This is a genomic window from Corynebacterium sp. ACRPJ, from assembly GCF_022347345.1.
Lineage (GTDB): Bacteria > Actinomycetota > Actinomycetes > Mycobacteriales > Mycobacteriaceae > Corynebacterium > Corynebacterium tuberculostearicum_D.
In genome coordinates this window covers 133,503-150,787 of record NZ_JAKRNC010000003.1, presented here as the reverse complement: position 1 = coordinate 150,787, position 17,285 = coordinate 133,503, and the positions used below count along the sequence as shown (strand labels likewise).

Genomic DNA, 17,285 nt, shown 5'->3' with positions numbered 1-17,285 from the left:
TATAGGGCTCCTAAACTTCTTCTCCCCCAAGATACGGGCGGGCCACAGACGTCCATCCCCTCAACTCGCCGAATTTCTCAAAAAGGTGAAAACAGAACGCTTGTACTGTTACAATGGCAGCGACCGAAGGTTTTAGCCTCTACAATATCTAGGTGAACCATCGCGTTCTTTGTCGCCTTCAACACAGCAGGCCCCATGGTCGCGTCGAGTCACACTCGTGACCGTTGACGCTGAGCACTGCCCCGCTGTGACGAAAGGCGGCGAGTACCAAACAGAACACACTGTTTATTAACAAGGAATGGAGCTCCCTGTGACTGAAAGCTTGAACTCCTTCGAGGCCAAGAAGACCCTTGACGTCAACGGCAAGTCTTATGACTACTTTGACATCAACACCGTCTCCGGCTTGGAGAAGTTGCCTTACTCCCTCAAGGTGCTGGCAGAAAACCTGCTGCGTAACGAGGACGGCAAGAACGTAACCAAGGATCACATTAACGCCTTGGCAAACTGGGATCCGGAGGCAGAGCCGGACACCGAAATCCAGTTCACCCCAGCGCGCGTCCTCATGCAGGACTTTACCGGTGTTCCTTGCGTTGTTGACCTCGCCACCATGCGTGAGGCCGTCTCCGCACTGGGTGGTACCCCAGATCAGGTTAACCCTCTCAACCCGGCCGAAATGGTCATTGACCACTCCGTCATCGTTGAGGCTTTCGGCTCTACCGATGCGCTGGAAAAGAACGTTGAAATCGAGTACCAGCGCAACGAAGAGCGCTACCAGTTCCTGCGCTGGGGTGCTGAGAACTTCTCCAATTTCCGCGTAGTTCCTCCGGGAACCGGCATTGTCCACCAGGTAAATATCGAGTACCTGTCTCGCGTTGTATTCGACAACGAGGGCCTTGCTTACCCGGATACCTGTATCGGCACCGACTCCCACACCACCATGGAAAACGGCCTGGGCATTCTGGGCTGGGGCGTCGGCGGCATCGAAGCAGAGGCTGCCATGCTCGGCCAGCCGGTATCCATGCTCATCCCGAAGGTCGTAGGCTTCAAGCTGACCGGTGAGATTCCCACCGGCGTTACTGCAACCGACGTCGTTCTTACCATCACCGAGATGCTGCGCGAGCACGGCGTTGTTCAGAAGTTCGTTGAGTTCTATGGCAACGGTGTTAAGTCTGTCCCGCTGGCAAACCGCGCCACCATCGGCAACATGTCCCCTGAGTTCGGTTCCACCGCTGCGATCTTCCCGATTGACGAGGAGACCACCAAGTACCTCGAGCTCACCGGCCGCCCGCAGGAGCAGATCGACCGCGTCGAGGCCTACGCCAAGGCACAGGGAATGTGGCTGGAGGAGGACGCTCCAGAGGCAAAGTACTCCGAGTACCTCGAGCTGGACCTGTCCACCGTTGTTCCTTCCATTGCCGGCCCGAAGCGCCCGCAGGACCGCATCCTGCTGACCGAGGCCAAGGAGCAGTTCCGCAAGGATCTGGCTAACTACACCACCGACGAGGTTTGCGTTGACGAATCCTCTGTCGAGGCAAAGCGCATGTCCGCAGAAGGCGGCGCCCCAGCTATGGAGGACGTCACCGGCGGCTTGAACAAGGCTCGTGAGGGTCACGGCGAGTCCTCGGCTACTGGCGCGAAGGGCCGCCACTCCAACCCGATTACCGTTGAGTCCCAAAACGGTGGCGAGTTCACCTTGGACCACGGCATGGTTGCCATTGCCTCCATTACTTCCTGTACCAACACCTCTAACCCATCCGTCATGGTGGGCGCAGGCCTTATCGCCCGTAAGGCAGCAGAAAAGGGTCTGCAGTCCAAGCCATGGGTTAAGACCATCTGTGCTCCTGGCTCCCAGGTTGTTGATGGCTACTTCCAGCGTGCAGACCTGTGGAAGGACCTCGAAGCCATGGGCTTCTACCTCTCCGGCTTCGGCTGCACCACCTGTATTGGTAACTCCGGCCCACTGCCGGACGAGGTTTCTGCAGCCATCAACGAGAATGACCTCGCTGCCACCGCGGTCCTTTCCGGTAACCGCAACTTCGAGGGCCGTATCTCCCCGGATGTCAAGATGAACTACTTGGCTTCCCCAATCATGGTTATTGCCTACGCAATCGCCGGTACCATGGACTTTGACTTTGATGCACAGCCACTGGGTCAGGATAAGAAAGGCAACGACGTCTTCCTGAAGGACATCTGGCCATCCCCGCAGGAGATTGAGGACACCATCCAGTCCGCTATCTCCCGCGAGATGTACGAGGCTGACTACGCCGACGTCTTCAAGGGCGACGATGCTTGGCGCAACCTGGACGTGCCGGAGGGCGAGACCTTCAAGTGGGATGAGGATTCCACCTACATCCGCAAGGCTCCTTACTTCGACGGCATGCCAACCGAGCCGAACCCGGTTGAGGACATCAAGGGCGCACGCGTGCTGGCAAAGCTGGGCGATTCCGTCACCACTGACCACATCTCCCCTGCTTCCGCTATTAAGCCGGGCACCCCGGCTGCGCAGTACCTCGATGAAAACGGCGTTGCCCGCCAGGACTACAACTCCTTGGGCTCCCGTCGCGGTAACCACGAGGTTATGATGCGCGGTACCTTCGCGAATATTCGCCTGGCTAACCAGCTGGTCGACGTCACCGGTGGCTACACCCGTGACTTCACCCAGGAAGGCGGCCCGCAAGCCTTCATCTTCGATGCTTGCCAGAACTATAAGGAAGCCGGCATCCCGCTCGTTGTCATCGCCGGCAAGGAGTACGGCACTGGCTCTTCCCGTGACTGGGCAGCCAAGGGCACCAACCTGCTTGGCGTGAAGGCTGTTATTACTGAGTCCTTCGAGCGCATCCACCGCTCCAACCTGATTGGTATGGGCGTTATCCCACTGCAGTTCCCACAGGGCGAGTCCCACGAGACCTTGGGCCTGGATGGTACGGAAACCTTCGACATCGAGGGCATCTCCGCATTCAACGATGGCTCCATCCCGAAGACCGTCCACGTCACCGCTACCAAGGAGTCCGGCGAGACCGTCGAGTTCGATGCCGACGTCCGCATCGACACCCCGGGTGAGGCTGACTACTTCCGCCACGGCGGCATCTTGCAGTACGTTCTGCGTCAGATGGTCAAGAACTAAGCGTCTTCGCGCAGTCCTTTAGCCCAACCGATGGGTTAAAGGACTAAGTTCAGTCGACAACGCGGGGTTGCACCGCCCTCTCTCAGGAAGGGCAATGCGGCCCCGCGTTTCGTCACGTCGACTTTATTTCTTATTTAAAATTACTGATTAAACAATCTTTAGATATCCCCCATTAAGGAGAGTTCCCTACTATGCCCATCGTGAGCGAATCTGAACTTAGCCGCCGCCGGCACGACATTCTCGTAGGTGCCCGCCGCTGCTTTGCAGAGCACGGGTACGAGGGAGCAACTGTTCGGCTACTCGAGCAAGCGACGGGTAAGTCACGTGGCGCAATTTTTCACCACTTCGGTGACAAAGAGTCACTATTTCTTGCCTTGGCGCAAGAAGATGCCGCTCGTCAGGCCGAAGTCGTGGCTCAAAATGGCTTGGTAGAAGTCATGCGGGAAATGCTCCAGCATCCTGAGCGCCACGATTGGTTGGCCACTCGCTTGGAAATCACTTCCCTGCTACGCACTGACCCCTCGTTCGCCGCTCGGTGGAAGGAAAATCAGTCGGTTCGTGATGAAGCCGTTCGCGCACGCTTGGCATCTAATGCGGATAAGGGCCGCCTTCGGGATGATGTAGAAATCGATACCTTAGCCATCTATCTTGAGGTGTTCATGGACGGATTCATTAACCGGCTTGCCTTGGGCGATACAGCGGAGCTGGAGAATGTTCTTGACTTAGTAGAGCAGTCCATCCGCGGTGCTCAGGCGGGCGCACAGTAACCCCCATACAACTACTTTTGCTCCCGGCAGCGTTTTAACTGATGTTGGAAACAGCCGGGAGCAATTTTGTATGTGCTTATAGATGCTGCGCCGGCAGTGTCTTTTCCGTTACTTCAGCATAGGTTTCTATTTCAGCCACAAACTTAGGATCGTGGCAGGTAACCACCAGCGCGCTGCCGGACTGCAGTGCGTGGTGGATCAGTTGGTGCATGAGCCAGCGGTCGGCAGATGAAAGCAAGGTGTCTGGTTCGTCGAGCAGGACCACTGGTCGCTGCTGCCCTATGACGTGGGCAACTTGCGCAAGTCGCAGGCGAGACGATGATAAATCGAGAGGATGGTCTGCAGGATTTAGTCCCATCAGGTTGCGCACGGTGTCATTGGGGACGAATTCCTCCACTGTTTGGAATACTGCCTGATCAAATGGCGATTGCAGGGCAAGAGCGGGTGGATTCGGGACGACTCCGGCGCCATCGAGCCCAGCAGCAGCGCGCAGGAGCGTGGTCTTGCCACTGCCATTATCGCCTCGCAGCCACGTAACCGCAGATTTCGCAATAGGGATTTCTACCGGTCCGACGCTGAAGGAAGTGCCACGGGGCTGAGAAAAGTGCCACCATTTTTTCTTTGCTGCACCCCGGCGAGCCGTTAGCGGACCGATACTCCCCGTCCGGAGGCTCGCAGAAACCCGCGGTAAGTCGACGGCCGCTACGAGTGGGTCTGTGCCAATGATGTCGCCACCCAATTCTGGCCAGGAGGAACTAGAAACGGAAATAACGCAAGTCTCCGGCATCGACTCCAAGAGTCGAACCACTTGCGTGCGCGAATCAGCATCAAGCCCGGCTGCGGGCTCGCACACAATCATGATTTCCGGCTCGCGAATGGCGACACAGGCTGCCGCCAACCTGCGTGTTTGGCCACCGGATAGCTGTGTAGGGTCATGTTCACAGTAGTCAGACAGGCCCACGGCGCGAAGCATTCGCTGCCCGCGCCGCTGCATTTCAGGGGCAGGAACGCCGGCATTTTCGAGGCCTAAAACTACTTCTTCGATACAGGCTTCCCGCAGGAAGCTAATCTGTGCTGAGGCATCCGTACCGATGATGGCTTCGGTAGATAGGTGCTCGGCTAGTTCCACGGCAACGTCTTCGACGGCTGTGTCAGGTTCGACGAGTACTTGATATATAGCCCCAGGACTGGGCTTAATGCGGGCTAAATCCATGCAGCAATCACCACCACAAGGCTAACTAGCGGAATGACGAAGCGTAAGACGCGGGAGACCATGGAGTCGGCAACGGGGCGCAATAGGGTGCGTTGCCCTTCCTGGTCGAATCCGACGGCGGCCAGGGCCTGACCGCGTTGGGTTCCTTGGGTAAGGAGGCGAGCGATGACGGGAATAATGACGCGCGAGATGGTATTGCGCCAGGTCACGGTGATGCCGGCGAGCTGGTTGGCTTCACACACGCAACGCCAAGCATGCGCGCCTTGAGGCAGGGTTTGTAGGGAGGCTCCAACGATATACGCGACCTTGTGGCCAGCGCGCGAAACTTGCAGCCACTTGGCGATATCAGCAATGCGCAGGGCTGCCATGGCCGCGATGAAGCAGGCCATGAGGGCGCAGAATCGGAGGGTGAGGGTGGCGGCGAGAACCAGGCCGTCGCTAGTGACCAGCGGCAGCACTGGGTCATCACCGTAGGGGGCGTGAATGACCAGCATGGAAAGGGCCGCTGGGGCGCTTAACGCCATAGTTGTCAAAATCACGGAGGCGTTGCGGGTAGCGGCAGTACCGCAGGCTAGGGCGATGAGCACTACGCTTGCCGACGCCACCGGGGTATTCAGCGCCAAAGTAAGGACCCAGCCGCAGGCCGCGATGGTGACGACGGTGGCGGGATGAAGGACGTGCATTAACGTGGCTGGAGGGATTCTCGGGTGCGCTGCGGCAGTGCTTTGACCGCTGCCCAGACAATGAGGAAGACCAGTGCCTTATCCAGGGGATCCGAAATAAAGGACTGCAGCGTAACCGAGGCGATGAGGGAATTGCCCAGTTCTCGAAAGAGCGAAACAACTGCGCCCGTACCAAGACCTGCGGTACCGCCATAAACAAAGGCAGCTACTGGTGCGGCGAGCATGCCGGAAATGATGCCGATGATGGCGCCGCTGAGAATGACCCACCACACCTTAGTGAAAGCGCCCTTCTTGATTACCAGTCCAGAGAGGAACCCCGTGGCGGCGGACACAGCGGCGAAGGGCAAAGCGGCGGGGTTCAACAGTCCCCATACGACGGAGGACAAGGTACCAGTAGCCAATCCGGCGATGGGTCCCGCGAGCGCGGCTACCAGGATCGTTCCCACGGAGTCGATATACAGCGGAACGCCGATAGAACCGATGATTTCGCCGACAACAATATTGAGCACTAGCGCTACCGGGATGATGGCGATGGTTCGCGCCGGTAGCGCCGGAACGGTGCCGGCTAGAAGGAGCGCGGCGCCAACGAGGTAGCCGGCGAGGGTAATAAGCGCCTCTGTCGAGCCGGCAACGGATTCCCAATCAGTAGGACGCAGAAGAACCAGATAAATCCAGGTTGCGGCGACAATGAGAGCACCCGCGATGACCATAGCCTTGCGGGCGGGGGTGAGAGAAAGCTGTGACACAGTAAAAGTCCAAATCCATATACCGAAAAATGGGCAAAATAAACGACGACCGCGGATGGTGCTGCGTTCCTATGTCACCTCGGAAAGCGAGCTTGCACGGCACGTGCGCCGCGGATAATAGTAGAGGCTCTGCGTGTTAAAAGCTACTAATGCGAAGCTAATAGCGTGAATCCCCGCGCGCATTCGTGGTGTGCGGCCTCTATATCTGCGCCTGTTACCAGCCGCGCGTTGTGGGCGCGGCCCCAATGGTTGCGCAAATCCGCAACGCTCGTGCCACGCATCAGTGGCGATTCCGCCTCGACATCCACGGTGGTTTCTATCGCTTCATCAGGGATACGCCCCAGGGCAATCATGCAGGTCAAGAGGTCGTGGATCTGGGCTTGATAGCCCTCTCCCTGTGCCTGGTGGAATTCAAAATAAAAACGCAGCACGTCCGGCAGGATCTGTGCTGTAGGGTGATCCCCCAACAATTCCAGGACCTCGTCTAGGCGCTGCGGAGTAATGAGAAACTGTTCCGTTACTTCGAGGGAACACAGCGTGGTGAGAACGCGTGGGGCGGTTGAATGAAAATGTTGGGCGGCGGCGTGTGGATCCACCCAAAAGTTCCACTCGGCAGTTGGCGTGGTGTTTCCGCGGTAATTGACCGCGCCGCCCATGATTGTGATGGCACCGAAGCGCGCGGCAGCCTCGCTATGGGTTGCCTCGAAAGCAGCAAGGTTGGTGACCGGTCCAGTAACGATCAGCTGCAGATCGTCGTGGGTGGCTAATGCTTCTTCCCATACCTGCTGCCAATCGCGCTGTTGCAGCTTGGCGGCGGCAGCGGGGGCATGTGCATAGCCCAGCCCTGTCGGGCCATGGGTCTCAGGGGTGGTGGTGAGATCCACCTTGAGGGGTTGGGGTACGCCGGGGGCTACGGGGACGTCGGCAAGCGAGCAAAGGTCCAAAATCCAGCGGGCATTAGCCGCGGTCTGGTGGACCTCGACGTTGCCGGCCGTGGTGGTAACGCCCACCAGCTCGATCTCACCGGCATGATGCAGACCCGCCAAGTACATGAGGGCGAGGCAATCATCGATACCGGGATCGCAATCAATAAGTACGGCTGGTGGCTTAGCAGTCATAATGCCAGCCAGTTTAGCGCCTTACTTGATAGAGCTCACTGGATTGTCGCCATCAACGAAGGCAAGCGGGGATTCCGGCAGGTTTTCGCGGCCAAGGGCCTCGACGATGACGTCCGCAACCAGCTCGCGGGAAGAAGTCATAGACTCCTTCAGCATCTTATCCTCAATCATTTCCAGGCCCTTGGCTGGTTCCTCGGTCAGCATCGCTGGCTTGAGGATGAGGTGCGGGTAGCTGGCCTGTACAAGGCGGTTGTCTACTTCCTTCTTGGACTCCACGTAGGCATACCACTTCTCATCGGCAGGATCCGTGGTTGCTACCTGGGAGCCGACGTAGGAGATCATCACATAGGCAGGTACATTCTTGCCCTCCTGCTGTAACTGGTCCATCGCGTCGAGGGTAGCGAGGGCGCCGTCGCGGTCGACGGCCCAAGTGAGGTCTGCCCCACCGCGGCCGCCATTGCCGGCGCCCCAGACTACAGCGTCATAAGCGGCGAAAAGCTCTGCCCACTGATCCACGGTTTGTTCAGTAATATCCGCCATAACCGGGGTCGCGCCGAGCTTTTCAATCTCGGCCTTTTGCTCCGGATTGCGGATGAGGGAGTGGACCTCATGACCGGCCTCAACCAGCTTAGGTGCGGTCAGCAGCCCGACCTTGCCGTGTCCACCGATGTACAGAAACTTCTTCTTATCAGTCATACCTCCCCACCGTAACAACGGCGCGGTCGGCGTGCAGACGGCCTCCTTACTCCGGCACGCACAAACCACCGCGGCGCGCCCGGCAAGCAGATAGAATTGCATGCATGTATGCCATTATGACCGTCACCGGTGCCGATAGCACCGGCATCATCGCCGCGGTGACCACTACCCTTGCAGAACTCGATATCAACGTCATCGACGTCTCCCAGACGCTCATGGGCGGATACTTCACCATGATCCTGCGCGTCGAATTCGATGCGGACAAGGTCTCCATCCAGACCATTAAGGAGCGCATGCGCCCCGTTGCGGAAGAAAAGCACCAGTCCATCCGCATTCAGTCCGAAGACCTCTTCACCGCCATGAACGAGATTTAGAATGAGTACGCGTTTTAATACCACCAATATCTTGGACACCATCGAGATGATTGAGAACTATCGTCTCGATATCCGCACCGTGACCATGGGCATCTCGCTCCTCGGATGCACCCGCTCCACCATGGAGGCTACCTGCCAGGCCATCTATGACCGCGTCACCCAGCAGGCAGGGCGCCTCGTCGAGGTATGCGAAGGCATCGAGGGCGAGCTCGGTATCCCCATTGTGAATAAGCGAATCTCCGTAACCCCCATCTCGTTAGTGGTGGCCGGCGTAGAGGGAAACCCCGTTGACGCAGCAAAGGCGCTGGACAAGGCGGCAAAAGAGGTTGGCGTCAACTTCGTGGGCGGCTATTCCGCCTTGGTAGAAAAAGGCGCTACCACCGCGGAGCAAAAGCTCATCAGCTCCATTCCGGAGGCGCTGGCTACTACGGACGTTGTGTGTTCCTCCGTGAATATCGCTAGCTCCCGCGCCGGCATCAACATGGATGCAGCCAAGAAGATGGGCGAGGTCATCAAGGAAGCGGCTGAGCTGACCAAGGACGATTCCGCCATTGCGTGCGCCAAGCTCGTGGTCTTTGCTAACTCCGTGGGAGATAACCCCTTCATGGCCGGCGCCTTCCACGGCATTGAGGAACCCGATTGTGTGGTCTCCGTGGGCGTTTCCGGCCCGGGTGTGGTCGACCGTGCCTTGGGCTCGCTCGAGGGGGCCAGCTTAGACCAGGTTGCAGAAGAGGTGAAGAAGGCTGCTTTCAAGATCACTCGCGCCGGGCAGCTGGTGGGCAACATGGCCTCGGAGCGCCTGGGAGTGCCCTTCGGCATCATCGACCTTTCGCTTGCCCCCACCGCCGAATTGGGCGATTCGGTTGCGCACATCTTGGAGCACATGGGCCTGGACCAAGTGGGCACCCACGGCACCACTGCGGCCTTGGCTCTGCTTAACGACGCCGTTAAGAAGGGCGGCATGATGGCTTGTTCCCGCGTGGGCGGGTTGTCAGGTTCCTTCATCCCCGTTTCCGAGGACAAAGGCATGATCGACGCGGTCAAGTCCGGCTCCATTTCCATGGACAAGCTGGAGGCCATGACCGCTATTTGCTCGGTTGGCTTTGACATGATTGCCCTGCCGGGCGATACCTCGGCCGCGACGATCTCGGGCATGATCGCCGATGAGGCCGCCATTGGCGTGATGAACCATAAAACCACCGCGGTGCGAGTCATCCCGGTACCTGGAGCCCAGGTAGGCGACGAGGTCAGCTTCGGTGGGCTTCTCGGCTACGCCCCAGTTATCCCGGTCAATCAGGTGGGCAATGCGCAGTTCATTAACCGCGGCGGCTTCATTCCGGCCCCGGTGCACGGATTCCGCAACTAGCGCCAGCAACAACCACGCCGCGGTCTAGTCCGCGGCGTGCTCCTCGCCCGGCTTATCGGATTCCGCCCACGCAGCTAGGTTGGCCTGAAAGTGCTGGTAGGAAGCCTCCAACTGTTTCAGCTCCACCTCGCCGCCTACTTGGCGGCGGGCATCGGAGTAGATGGCCCGGGCGGCGTCATCAAGCACGCGCCGGCGTTCCGCTGTGCGAAGAAGGGCAACCACCTTAGCCAGGTTATCCAGCAGGCTGAGGTAAATCTCCGCGTTATCGGCCGCATCGCGCCGAATCTGTGTAAACATCGCTTCGACGATTTCGGCATAGCTAAAGGTCTGATAATCCAGCCGAAACTCGCCGCCCACATGCACAATGCCCTGCGGAAGCCGCTTATCCCCAATCACCGTAAGAATCTGGGTGAAGCGGTCGATGATATCAATTACCGTGAATGGGTCATTAACGCCGGTACTCAAAGCGCGGGCAGCAATTTCTGCGAGGTGCCGGGCGGTAAAACGCGGGTCATGGGCAGAGGCGTTTTCGCGGTGTTGCGTGAGCACGATATGACGCTCAATATCTTCCGGCAACCGTGGCACGCCGTGGGCAATGACCTCGCCTTCCAGCACTAGGTCTCCCGGTGCCACGCCGAGGTGCACCGCGCAATTTTCCCGCGCCGCAGCCTGCGCGATGGCGTCATAGTCCACGAATTTGAGATAGCCAGTCTCACCACTGCGGCGCTTTTGCGCGTTCGTGTAGAACTCTGGCCCCGGCGCTTTTACTCTCTCTTCCTCCTCACCGCGGCGGATGAGCCGGCGCATGTGGCTTTCTACGTCTTGGGCAACCACGTGCACCACGTGGGACATGCTGATCGATTGCGCAATGTGCACGATGAAGTAGATGAGGAAGACAACGCAGGCGATGGCCAGCAGCACCGTTACGGCTACATTGAGGGAAGGAACGTATTCTTCTTCCCCACTGCCGCCGCTACGGACCGCGCGCAGGGATAGGAGCGCAAAAATAAAAGTTGCCAGGTAGATCGCCAACGTGGATTGAATGGAGCGATCCTTTAAAAACTCATGCAGGAGGCGTGGTCCCATCACCGTGACCACGCCCGACAGCGCGGTCAGGGTGATGAAAAAGACGGTGCCGGCCAAGGAGAGTGACGAGGTTGCTACCGCGCTTAAAATCCCTTGCGCGCTATCGGCGCTGCCGTCATAAAAGGGCGTGTCCGACACGTCAAAATTGCTACCAACCGCAATGAGCAATTCCGCGCCGACTGCGGCGAGGGCCACCGCCACAGCAGGAATGAGCCAAAACTTTTCCCGCCAGGCGGGCATCCTCTCCAGCAGTGTCTTCATATATCCCTAAGCTAGCTCCACGATCTCCATATAATCATCGGACCACAGGTCCTCATCACCATCGGGCATGATGATCACGCGTTCCGGATCCAGTGCCTTAACCGCACCCGGGTCGTGCGTCACCAGCACCACAGCGCCCGTATACGTTTTCAGTGCATCAAGCACCTGCTCGCGGGAAATTGGGTCTAAGTTATTGGTGGGCTCATCGAGCAGCAGTACATTCGCGCGACTGGAGACCAAGGCGGCCAGTGCAAGGCGTGTCTTCTCGCCGCCGGAGAGGGTACCCGCAGGCTGTTCCAGCTTCTCGCCGGAAAACATAAAGGCACCAAGCAGGCTGCGCAACTCCTGCTGATCCGCATCCGGGCAGGCATCGATGGTGTTTTGCCACACGGACTTATCCGGGTCGATGGTGTCATGTTCCTGGGCGAAGTAGCCGATACGCAGGCCGTGGCCGCTGACGATGCCACCTTCACCATCGGTGCGTTCCACACCGGCCAGCAATTTCAACAGAGTGGTCTTACCTGCACCGTTATAGCCGAGAACGACCACCCTAGAACCTTTGTCGATAGCGAGGTCTACGCCCACGAAAACCTCCAGCGAGCCATACATCTTGGTCAGGCCCTTGGCATTCATGGGGGTCTTGCCGCACGGCGCCGGCTCGGGGAACTTAATATTGGCCACCTTATCGGCCACGCGGACTTCATCCAGCTCGCTCATCATGCGTTCAGCACGGTGGAGCATCTGCTTTGCCGCGGCGGCCTTGGTTGCCTTAGCACCGAGCTTGGCCGCCTGCTTTTGCAGTGCAGACGCCTTCTTTTCGGCATTGGCACGCTCTCGGCGACGCCGCGCCTCATCGGTAGCACGGGCATCGAGGTACTTCTTATAACCCATGTTGTAGACGTCGGCCTCGCCGCGGACCGCGTCAAGGAACCACACCTTATTGCACACGGCTTCTAGCAGTTCGACGTCGTGGGAAATCATAATGAGCCCGCCCTCATGCTTGGACAGGAATTGGCGCAGCCACGTAATAGAGTCGGCATCCAAGTGGTTAGTCGGCTCATCCAGGAGCAGGGTGGTCTGGGATTTGCCGGAGCCTTCGGTAGCCGCAAAGAGAATCTGTGCCAGCTCCACACGGCGGCGCTGGCCGCCCGAGAGAGTCTTGAGCTTTTGATCTAGGACACGCTGTGGCAGGCCCAAATTATCGCAAATCTGAGCACACTCGGAGTCGGCCTCATAGCCGCCGAGCGACTCAAACTGCTCCTCTAAGCGGGAATACTTACGGATGGCCTTATCCCGGAACTTATCGTCCGTGGCCGATTCCATGAGCTCTTGTTGCTTCGCCATGCGGCGCTTAAGATCATCCAGGCCGCGTGCGGAGAGAACGCGCTCGCGCGCCGTTTGCTCGATATTTCCCTCGCGGGAATCCTGGGGCAGATAACCAATGGGGCCCGAGCGAGTCACAGAACCACCATAAGGCTCCGTCTCCCCTGCCAAGATGCGCATGGTCGTCGTCTTGCCCGCGCCGTTGCGGCCGATGAGGCCGATGCGGTCGCCGGGCTGCACGCGGAGGTGCTGCCCGGGGGCGTCGAGAAGCGTGCGCGCTCCTACCCTGACTTCGAAATCATTGGTTACAATCACGAAGAAATAGTCTAGCAATTGACGCGGCCAACGCTAAGACGCACTAACGCCCCCAACAGTCACTTCCCTAATCCGAGAAATGCGCTGCTGGGGGCGCGGGATTGCTACGCGACTCTACACCGCGAAGCCGAGGGCCTGAAGCTGCTCGCGGCCCTCCTCAGTAATCATCTGCGGACCCCATGGCGGCATCCATACCCAGTTGATGCGGACGGCATCTGCCAGCTTATTGGCCTTGACGATGTCTTCCACCTGCTCTGCAATGACATCGGTCAGCGGGCACGCCGGCGAGGTCAGCGTCATATTGATCATGACGATCTCCTTGCCATTGTCCTCTTCAAACCAAAGATCATAGACAAGGCCCAGGTCAACGACGTTAATGCCGAGCTCGGGGTCAATGACATCACGCATGAATTCGGTGACATCAAAGGCCTTAGAAATCTGCTCTTCAGTCTGCTCCGGGCGCTCGCCGCTGCCGGAGAATGAAGAGCTCTCGTTCTGATAAGGATCTACGGGTTCGGTCATCTAGTTCTCCACTTCAGTTAGTGCATCGGCGGATGCAGCCTGGAAGGCCTTCCATCCGAGGAGCGCACACTTTACGCGCGCTGGGTACTGGGACACGCCGGCGAAGGCAACACCGTCACCGATGAGGTCTTCATCGCCCTCTTCTTGTCCACGCGAGGTAATCATCTTCTCAAACTCGGCCAGCTTCTCATTGGCTTCCGCAAGCGGCAGTCCAACGATCTCTTCAGCCATAACCGAGGTAGAAGCTTGCGAAATGGAGCAACCTTCCGCGTCATAGGAGACGTCCTCGACGGTCTTGCCGTCGTCGGAAAGGCGCACGCGCAGGGTCAGCTCATCGCCGCAGGACGGGTTCACGTGGTGAACCTCGGCCTGATACGGCTCCCTCAGGCCGGCGTGTTGGGGGTTCTTATAGTGATCCAGGATGACGTCCTGGTACATGGAATCTAAGTTCATGAGGCAACTCCAAAGAATTCGCGGGCAGCCTTGATTGCGTCCACCAGCTTATCTACTTCTTCCTCGGTGTTATAAAGGTAGAAGCTAGCGCGGGCGGTGGACTGTGCGTCGCAGGCACGGTGCAGTGGCCACGCACAGTGGTGGCCAACGCGAATGGACACACCGTGGTCATCGAGGACCTGGCCCAAGTCGTGCGGGTGAACGCCCTCCACAGTGAAGGAAATGGCGCCACCGCGATTTTCGGTGGTCTCTGGACCGATGATGCGCAGACCAGGGATTTCCTTGAGCTGGCGCAATGCGCGCTCGATGAGCTTCTTTTCGTGCGCGTGGATTTTGTCCATGCCCACTTCTTCCAAGAACTTCACCGCTGCGCCGAGGCCAACCACCTGGCTGGTCATCTGCGTGCCCGCTTCAAAGCGCGTCGGGGGCTCGGCAAAGGTGGTCTCTTCCATCTTGACGATCTCAATCATGGAGCCACCGGTCAGGAAGGGCGGCAGCTTCTTGAGCAGCTCATCCTTGCCGTACAGCACACCCACGCCGCTGGGGCCGCACATCTTATGGCCGGAAAAGGCCGCAAAATCCACGGCCAAAGCATGGAAATCCACCGCCATATGTGGCACCGACTGGCAGGCGTCGAGGACGACCATGGCGTCGACCGCGCGGGCGCGGCGCACCAGTTCATCCACGTCTGCTACAGCACCAGTGACATTGGATTGGTGAGTAAACGCAACTACCTTGACGGAGTCATCAAGCTCGAGCGAATCGAGATCGATGCGTCCGTCTTCGGTCATGGAATACCACTTCAACGTAGCGCCAGTGCGAGCACACAGCTCCTGCCACGGCACCAAGTTGGCGTGGTGCTCCAATTCGGTGATGACAACGGTATCGCCCTCGCCCACGTAGAGGTCCCCCGCGCGCTCGTCGCTCAGCACATAGGCAACTTCGTTCAGGGCCTCGGTGGCGTTCTTGGTAAAGGCGATTTCGTCGCGGTCCGCACCCACGAATGCGGCGATAGCTTGTCGCGCGGACTCGTAGGCGTCATCGGCCTCTTCCGCCAGCTGGTAGGAACCGCGGTGGACAGGAGCGTTCGTGTGCAGCACAAACTCCTCCTCCGCCTTCCATACCGGCAGCGGGCGCTGGGAAGTAGCGCCCGAATCCAGATACACCAGTGGCTTATCGCCGCGCACAGTGCGCTGGAGGATCGGGAACTGCTCCCTAATTGCGTTTACATCAAATCCAGTCATGAATCTTCTTTAGATAGTCGCGGTTGACCGGCCCGTGGTCGGTCCTTACTTCAGGAACTGGTCGTAGCCGTCAGACTCGAGCTGATCCGCTAATTCGGCGCCACCGGTCTTGATGACTTGACCGTCTGCAAAGACGTGCACAAAGTCCGGCTTCACATAGTTCAGGATGCGCTTGTAGTGGGTAATCATCAAGATGCCACCATTGGTTTCCTTCTGGTAGCTATTGATGCCCTCAGACACGATGCGCAGAGCGTCAACGTCCAGGCCGGAGTCGGTCTCGTCCATAACTGCGAACTTCGGCTTCAGGATATCCAGCTGCATGACTTCGTGGCGCTTCTTCTCACCGCCGGAGAAGCCTTCGTTGACGGAGCGGGAGATGAAGGACTTATCAATCTTCAAATTCTCGCGGGCCTGGGTAAGCTCCTTGTTCCATTCACGCAGCTTCGGTGCTTCACCGCGAATGGAGGTAACTGCAGAGCGCATGAACTGAGAGACCTTTACGCCTGGTACCTCAGTTGGGTACTGCATAGCCAAGAAGAGGCCGGCGCGAGCGCGCTCGTCGACGGGCATCTCCAGCAGATTTTCGCCGTCGAGAAGCACCTCGCCCTCGGTGACCTCATACTTTGGGTGGCCGGCGATGGTGTAAGACAAGGTGGACTTGCCGGAACCGTTCGGACCCATGATGGCGTGGATCTCACCGGAGTTGATGGTCAGGTTAACGCCCTTGAGGATTTCCTTCGGCTCGCCGCCTTCTTCCGTCGGCAGCACCTGGGCGTGGAGGTTCTTAATTTCCAGAGTAGACATAATGTGTGTGGTTTTCCTTCTATGAAAGATTTAGGCGGAGATCTTTTCCAGTTCTTCGGAAATGCGGTTTTCCAATTCCTCGGACAGGGACTGCACCGGAATACGGTGGATGACCTCATTGAAGAAGCCACGGATGATGAGGCGGCGGGCTTCAGCCTCTGGAATACCGCGAGACATCAGGTAGAACAACTCGATGTCATCGAAGCGACCAACGGTGGCCGCGTGGCCTGCACCGGTAATTTCACCGGTCTCAATTTCCAAATTAGGGATTGCGTCCGCGCGAGCGCCCTCGGTCAGAATCAGGTTGTTGTTGGTCTCGTAGGTATCGGTGCCCTGTGCATTGGAGCGGATAAGGACATCGCCCACCCAGCAGGTGCGGGCCTCATTGTCCTTGGTGCCCTGCAGTGCGCCCTTGTAAAGGACGTGGGAGCGGCAATTAGGGACGGAGTGATCCACCAACATGCGGTTTTCAAAGTACTGGCCTTCGTCAGCGAAGTAAACACCCAGCAGCTCTGCATCGCCGCCTTGCTCGGTGAAGTTCACGCGAGGCACGATGCGTACCACCTCGCCGCCAAAGATGGCGGAGTTGTGGCGCAGCACGGAATCGCGGCCGAGCTGTGCCACGTGGTTAGACAGGTGTACGGCATCGTCTTCCCAATCAACGTCAACAACGACGGTCAGGTGAGCGCCATCGCCCACGATAAACTCGACGTTATCCGCGTGGGTGCCAGAGCCGACGTACTTCAAAATGACGGTGGCTTCCGCATGGTGGCCTACCTCGATGGAGGTGGCGCCAAAGGAAGTTACGCCCTCGCCCTTGCCGGTGTAGGTAATGACCACGGGCTCTTCCACCTGAGCCTCGGCGTCAATAGTGACAACCTGGCCTTCAGGCATAGAGGTCCACGCCTGTGCAGCAACGCGGTCAGACGGGGTACCAACGCGGCCCAAGCGCTCGTCATCGCGAGCGACGGTCTCGGAGCTTACGCCGGGATGTTCGCTCACGGTGACGTCCTGTGCCACTGCCTCAGCGAACTCGCCATTGTGCAGTCCACGGAGCTTGCGCAGGGAGACAAAGCGCCACACCTCATCGCGGCCGTGCGGCACCGGGAAGTCCTCCACGTTGGTGGAGGTAAAGACATCACCCTTGGTAATCTTATCCGGATTGAATTCGTTCGAAGCGACCATTTTCT

16 protein-coding genes are annotated in these 17,285 nt (G+C 58.5%); 4 read left to right on the top strand and 12 right to left on the bottom strand.

The window, feature by feature from the left end:
* The first annotated feature begins 310 nt into the window (after nucleotides 1–310).
* Both acnA and MHY08_RS03350 read left to right on the top strand, forming a co-directional pair.
* Entirely contained in the window at nucleotides 311–3,124 is a 2,814-nt protein-coding gene (acnA, locus tag MHY08_RS03355) for an aconitate hydratase AcnA (protein ID WP_239235315.1), read from the top strand.
* A gap of 191 nt (nucleotides 3,125–3,315) precedes the next feature.
* Nucleotides 3,316–3,891, top strand: a complete 576-nt coding sequence (locus tag MHY08_RS03350; protein WP_239235312.1) for a TetR/AcrR family transcriptional regulator — start codon at nucleotides 3,316–3,318, stop codon at nucleotides 3,889–3,891.
* 76 nt (nucleotides 3,892–3,967) lie between these two features.
* Here the strand turns inward: MHY08_RS03350 and MHY08_RS03345 are convergent, their stop codons facing one another.
* From MHY08_RS03345 to MHY08_RS03325, 5 genes are all read right to left on the bottom strand, one after another.
* The gene (locus MHY08_RS03345; protein WP_239235310.1) at nucleotides 3,968–5,104 is read right to left on the bottom strand and encodes an ATP-binding cassette domain-containing protein; all 1,137 of its coding nucleotides are present in this window, start codon (nucleotides 5,102–5,104) and stop codon (nucleotides 3,968–3,970) included.
* Nucleotides 5,095–5,787 (bottom strand): energy-coupling factor transporter transmembrane protein EcfT, encoded by a 693-nt coding sequence (locus MHY08_RS03340; RefSeq protein WP_239235308.1) that lies wholly within the window; start codon nucleotides 5,785–5,787, stop codon nucleotides 5,095–5,097. Before MHY08_RS03340 ends, MHY08_RS03345 begins: the two co-directional genes overlap by 10 nt.
* Entirely contained in the window at nucleotides 5,787–6,497 is a 711-nt protein-coding gene (locus MHY08_RS03335) for an ECF transporter S component (protein WP_204611436.1), read from the bottom strand. Before MHY08_RS03335 ends, MHY08_RS03340 begins: the two co-directional genes overlap by 1 nt.
* 182 nt (nucleotides 6,498–6,679) lie before the next feature.
* A complete protein-coding gene (locus tag MHY08_RS03330) occupies nucleotides 6,680–7,651 on the bottom strand; it encodes a nucleoside hydrolase (protein ID WP_239235305.1) in 972 nt (323 codons plus the stop codon).
* 21 nt (nucleotides 7,652–7,672) lie between these two features.
* Nucleotides 7,673–8,347 carry an NAD(P)H-binding protein gene (locus MHY08_RS03325; protein ID WP_204609009.1) on the bottom strand — a complete coding sequence of 225 codons (675 nt, stop codon included), beginning with the start codon at nucleotides 8,345–8,347 and terminating at the stop codon, nucleotides 7,673–7,675.
* A gap of 104 nt (nucleotides 8,348–8,451) precedes the next feature.
* On the opposite strand from MHY08_RS03325, the gene MHY08_RS03320 reads away from it, so the two are divergent.
* Both MHY08_RS03320 and MHY08_RS03315 read left to right on the top strand, forming a co-directional pair.
* On the top strand, nucleotides 8,452–8,721 hold the full coding sequence (locus MHY08_RS03320) for an ACT domain-containing protein (protein WP_179386521.1): 270 nt from the start codon (nucleotides 8,452–8,454) through the stop codon (nucleotides 8,719–8,721).
* A gap of 1 nt (nucleotide 8,722) precedes the next feature.
* Complete coding sequence (locus MHY08_RS03315) at nucleotides 8,723–10,087, top strand: PFL family protein (RefSeq protein WP_239235302.1); 1,365 nt, start codon at nucleotides 8,723–8,725, stop codon at nucleotides 10,085–10,087.
* A gap of 24 nt (nucleotides 10,088–10,111) precedes the next feature.
* Here the strand turns inward: MHY08_RS03315 and MHY08_RS03310 are convergent, their stop codons facing one another.
* The 7 genes from MHY08_RS03310 to sufD all read right to left on the bottom strand — a co-directional run bounded on the left by MHY08_RS03310 (nucleotide 10,112) and on the right by sufD (nucleotide 17,280).
* Nucleotides 10,112–11,434, bottom strand: a complete 1,323-nt coding sequence (locus tag MHY08_RS03310) for a DUF2254 domain-containing protein (RefSeq protein WP_239235300.1) — start codon at nucleotides 11,432–11,434, stop codon at nucleotides 10,112–10,114.
* A gap of 6 nt (nucleotides 11,435–11,440) precedes the next feature.
* Nucleotides 11,441–13,072, bottom strand: a complete 1,632-nt coding sequence (locus MHY08_RS03305) for an ABC-F family ATP-binding cassette domain-containing protein (protein ID WP_005328391.1) — start codon at nucleotides 13,070–13,072, stop codon at nucleotides 11,441–11,443.
* Nucleotides 13,073–13,186: 114 nt separating this feature from the next.
* Complete coding sequence (locus tag MHY08_RS03300; protein ID WP_239235298.1) at nucleotides 13,187–13,594, bottom strand: metal-sulfur cluster assembly factor; 408 nt, start codon at nucleotides 13,592–13,594, stop codon at nucleotides 13,187–13,189.
* Nucleotides 13,595–14,047, bottom strand: a complete 453-nt coding sequence (gene sufU / locus MHY08_RS03295; RefSeq protein ID WP_005324831.1) for a Fe-S cluster assembly sulfur transfer protein SufU — start codon at nucleotides 14,045–14,047, stop codon at nucleotides 13,595–13,597.
* Nucleotides 14,044–15,291, bottom strand: coding sequence for a cysteine desulfurase (locus tag MHY08_RS03290; RefSeq protein WP_239235296.1), 1,248 nt, complete (start codon nucleotides 15,289–15,291; stop codon nucleotides 14,044–14,046). The genes sufU and MHY08_RS03290 overlap by 4 nt, the downstream gene beginning before the upstream one ends.
* A gap of 45 nt (nucleotides 15,292–15,336) precedes the next feature.
* Nucleotides 15,337–16,095, bottom strand: a complete 759-nt coding sequence (gene sufC, locus MHY08_RS03285) for a Fe-S cluster assembly ATPase SufC (protein WP_198493085.1) — start codon at nucleotides 16,093–16,095, stop codon at nucleotides 15,337–15,339.
* A 30-nt stretch (nucleotides 16,096–16,125) separates the two neighbouring features.
* Nucleotides 16,126–17,280: a Fe-S cluster assembly protein SufD gene (gene sufD / locus MHY08_RS03280; RefSeq protein ID WP_005328395.1), complete on the bottom strand. Its 1,155-nt coding sequence runs from the start codon at nucleotides 17,278–17,280 to the stop codon at nucleotides 16,126–16,128.
* Nucleotides 17,281–17,285 lie beyond the last annotated feature (5 nt).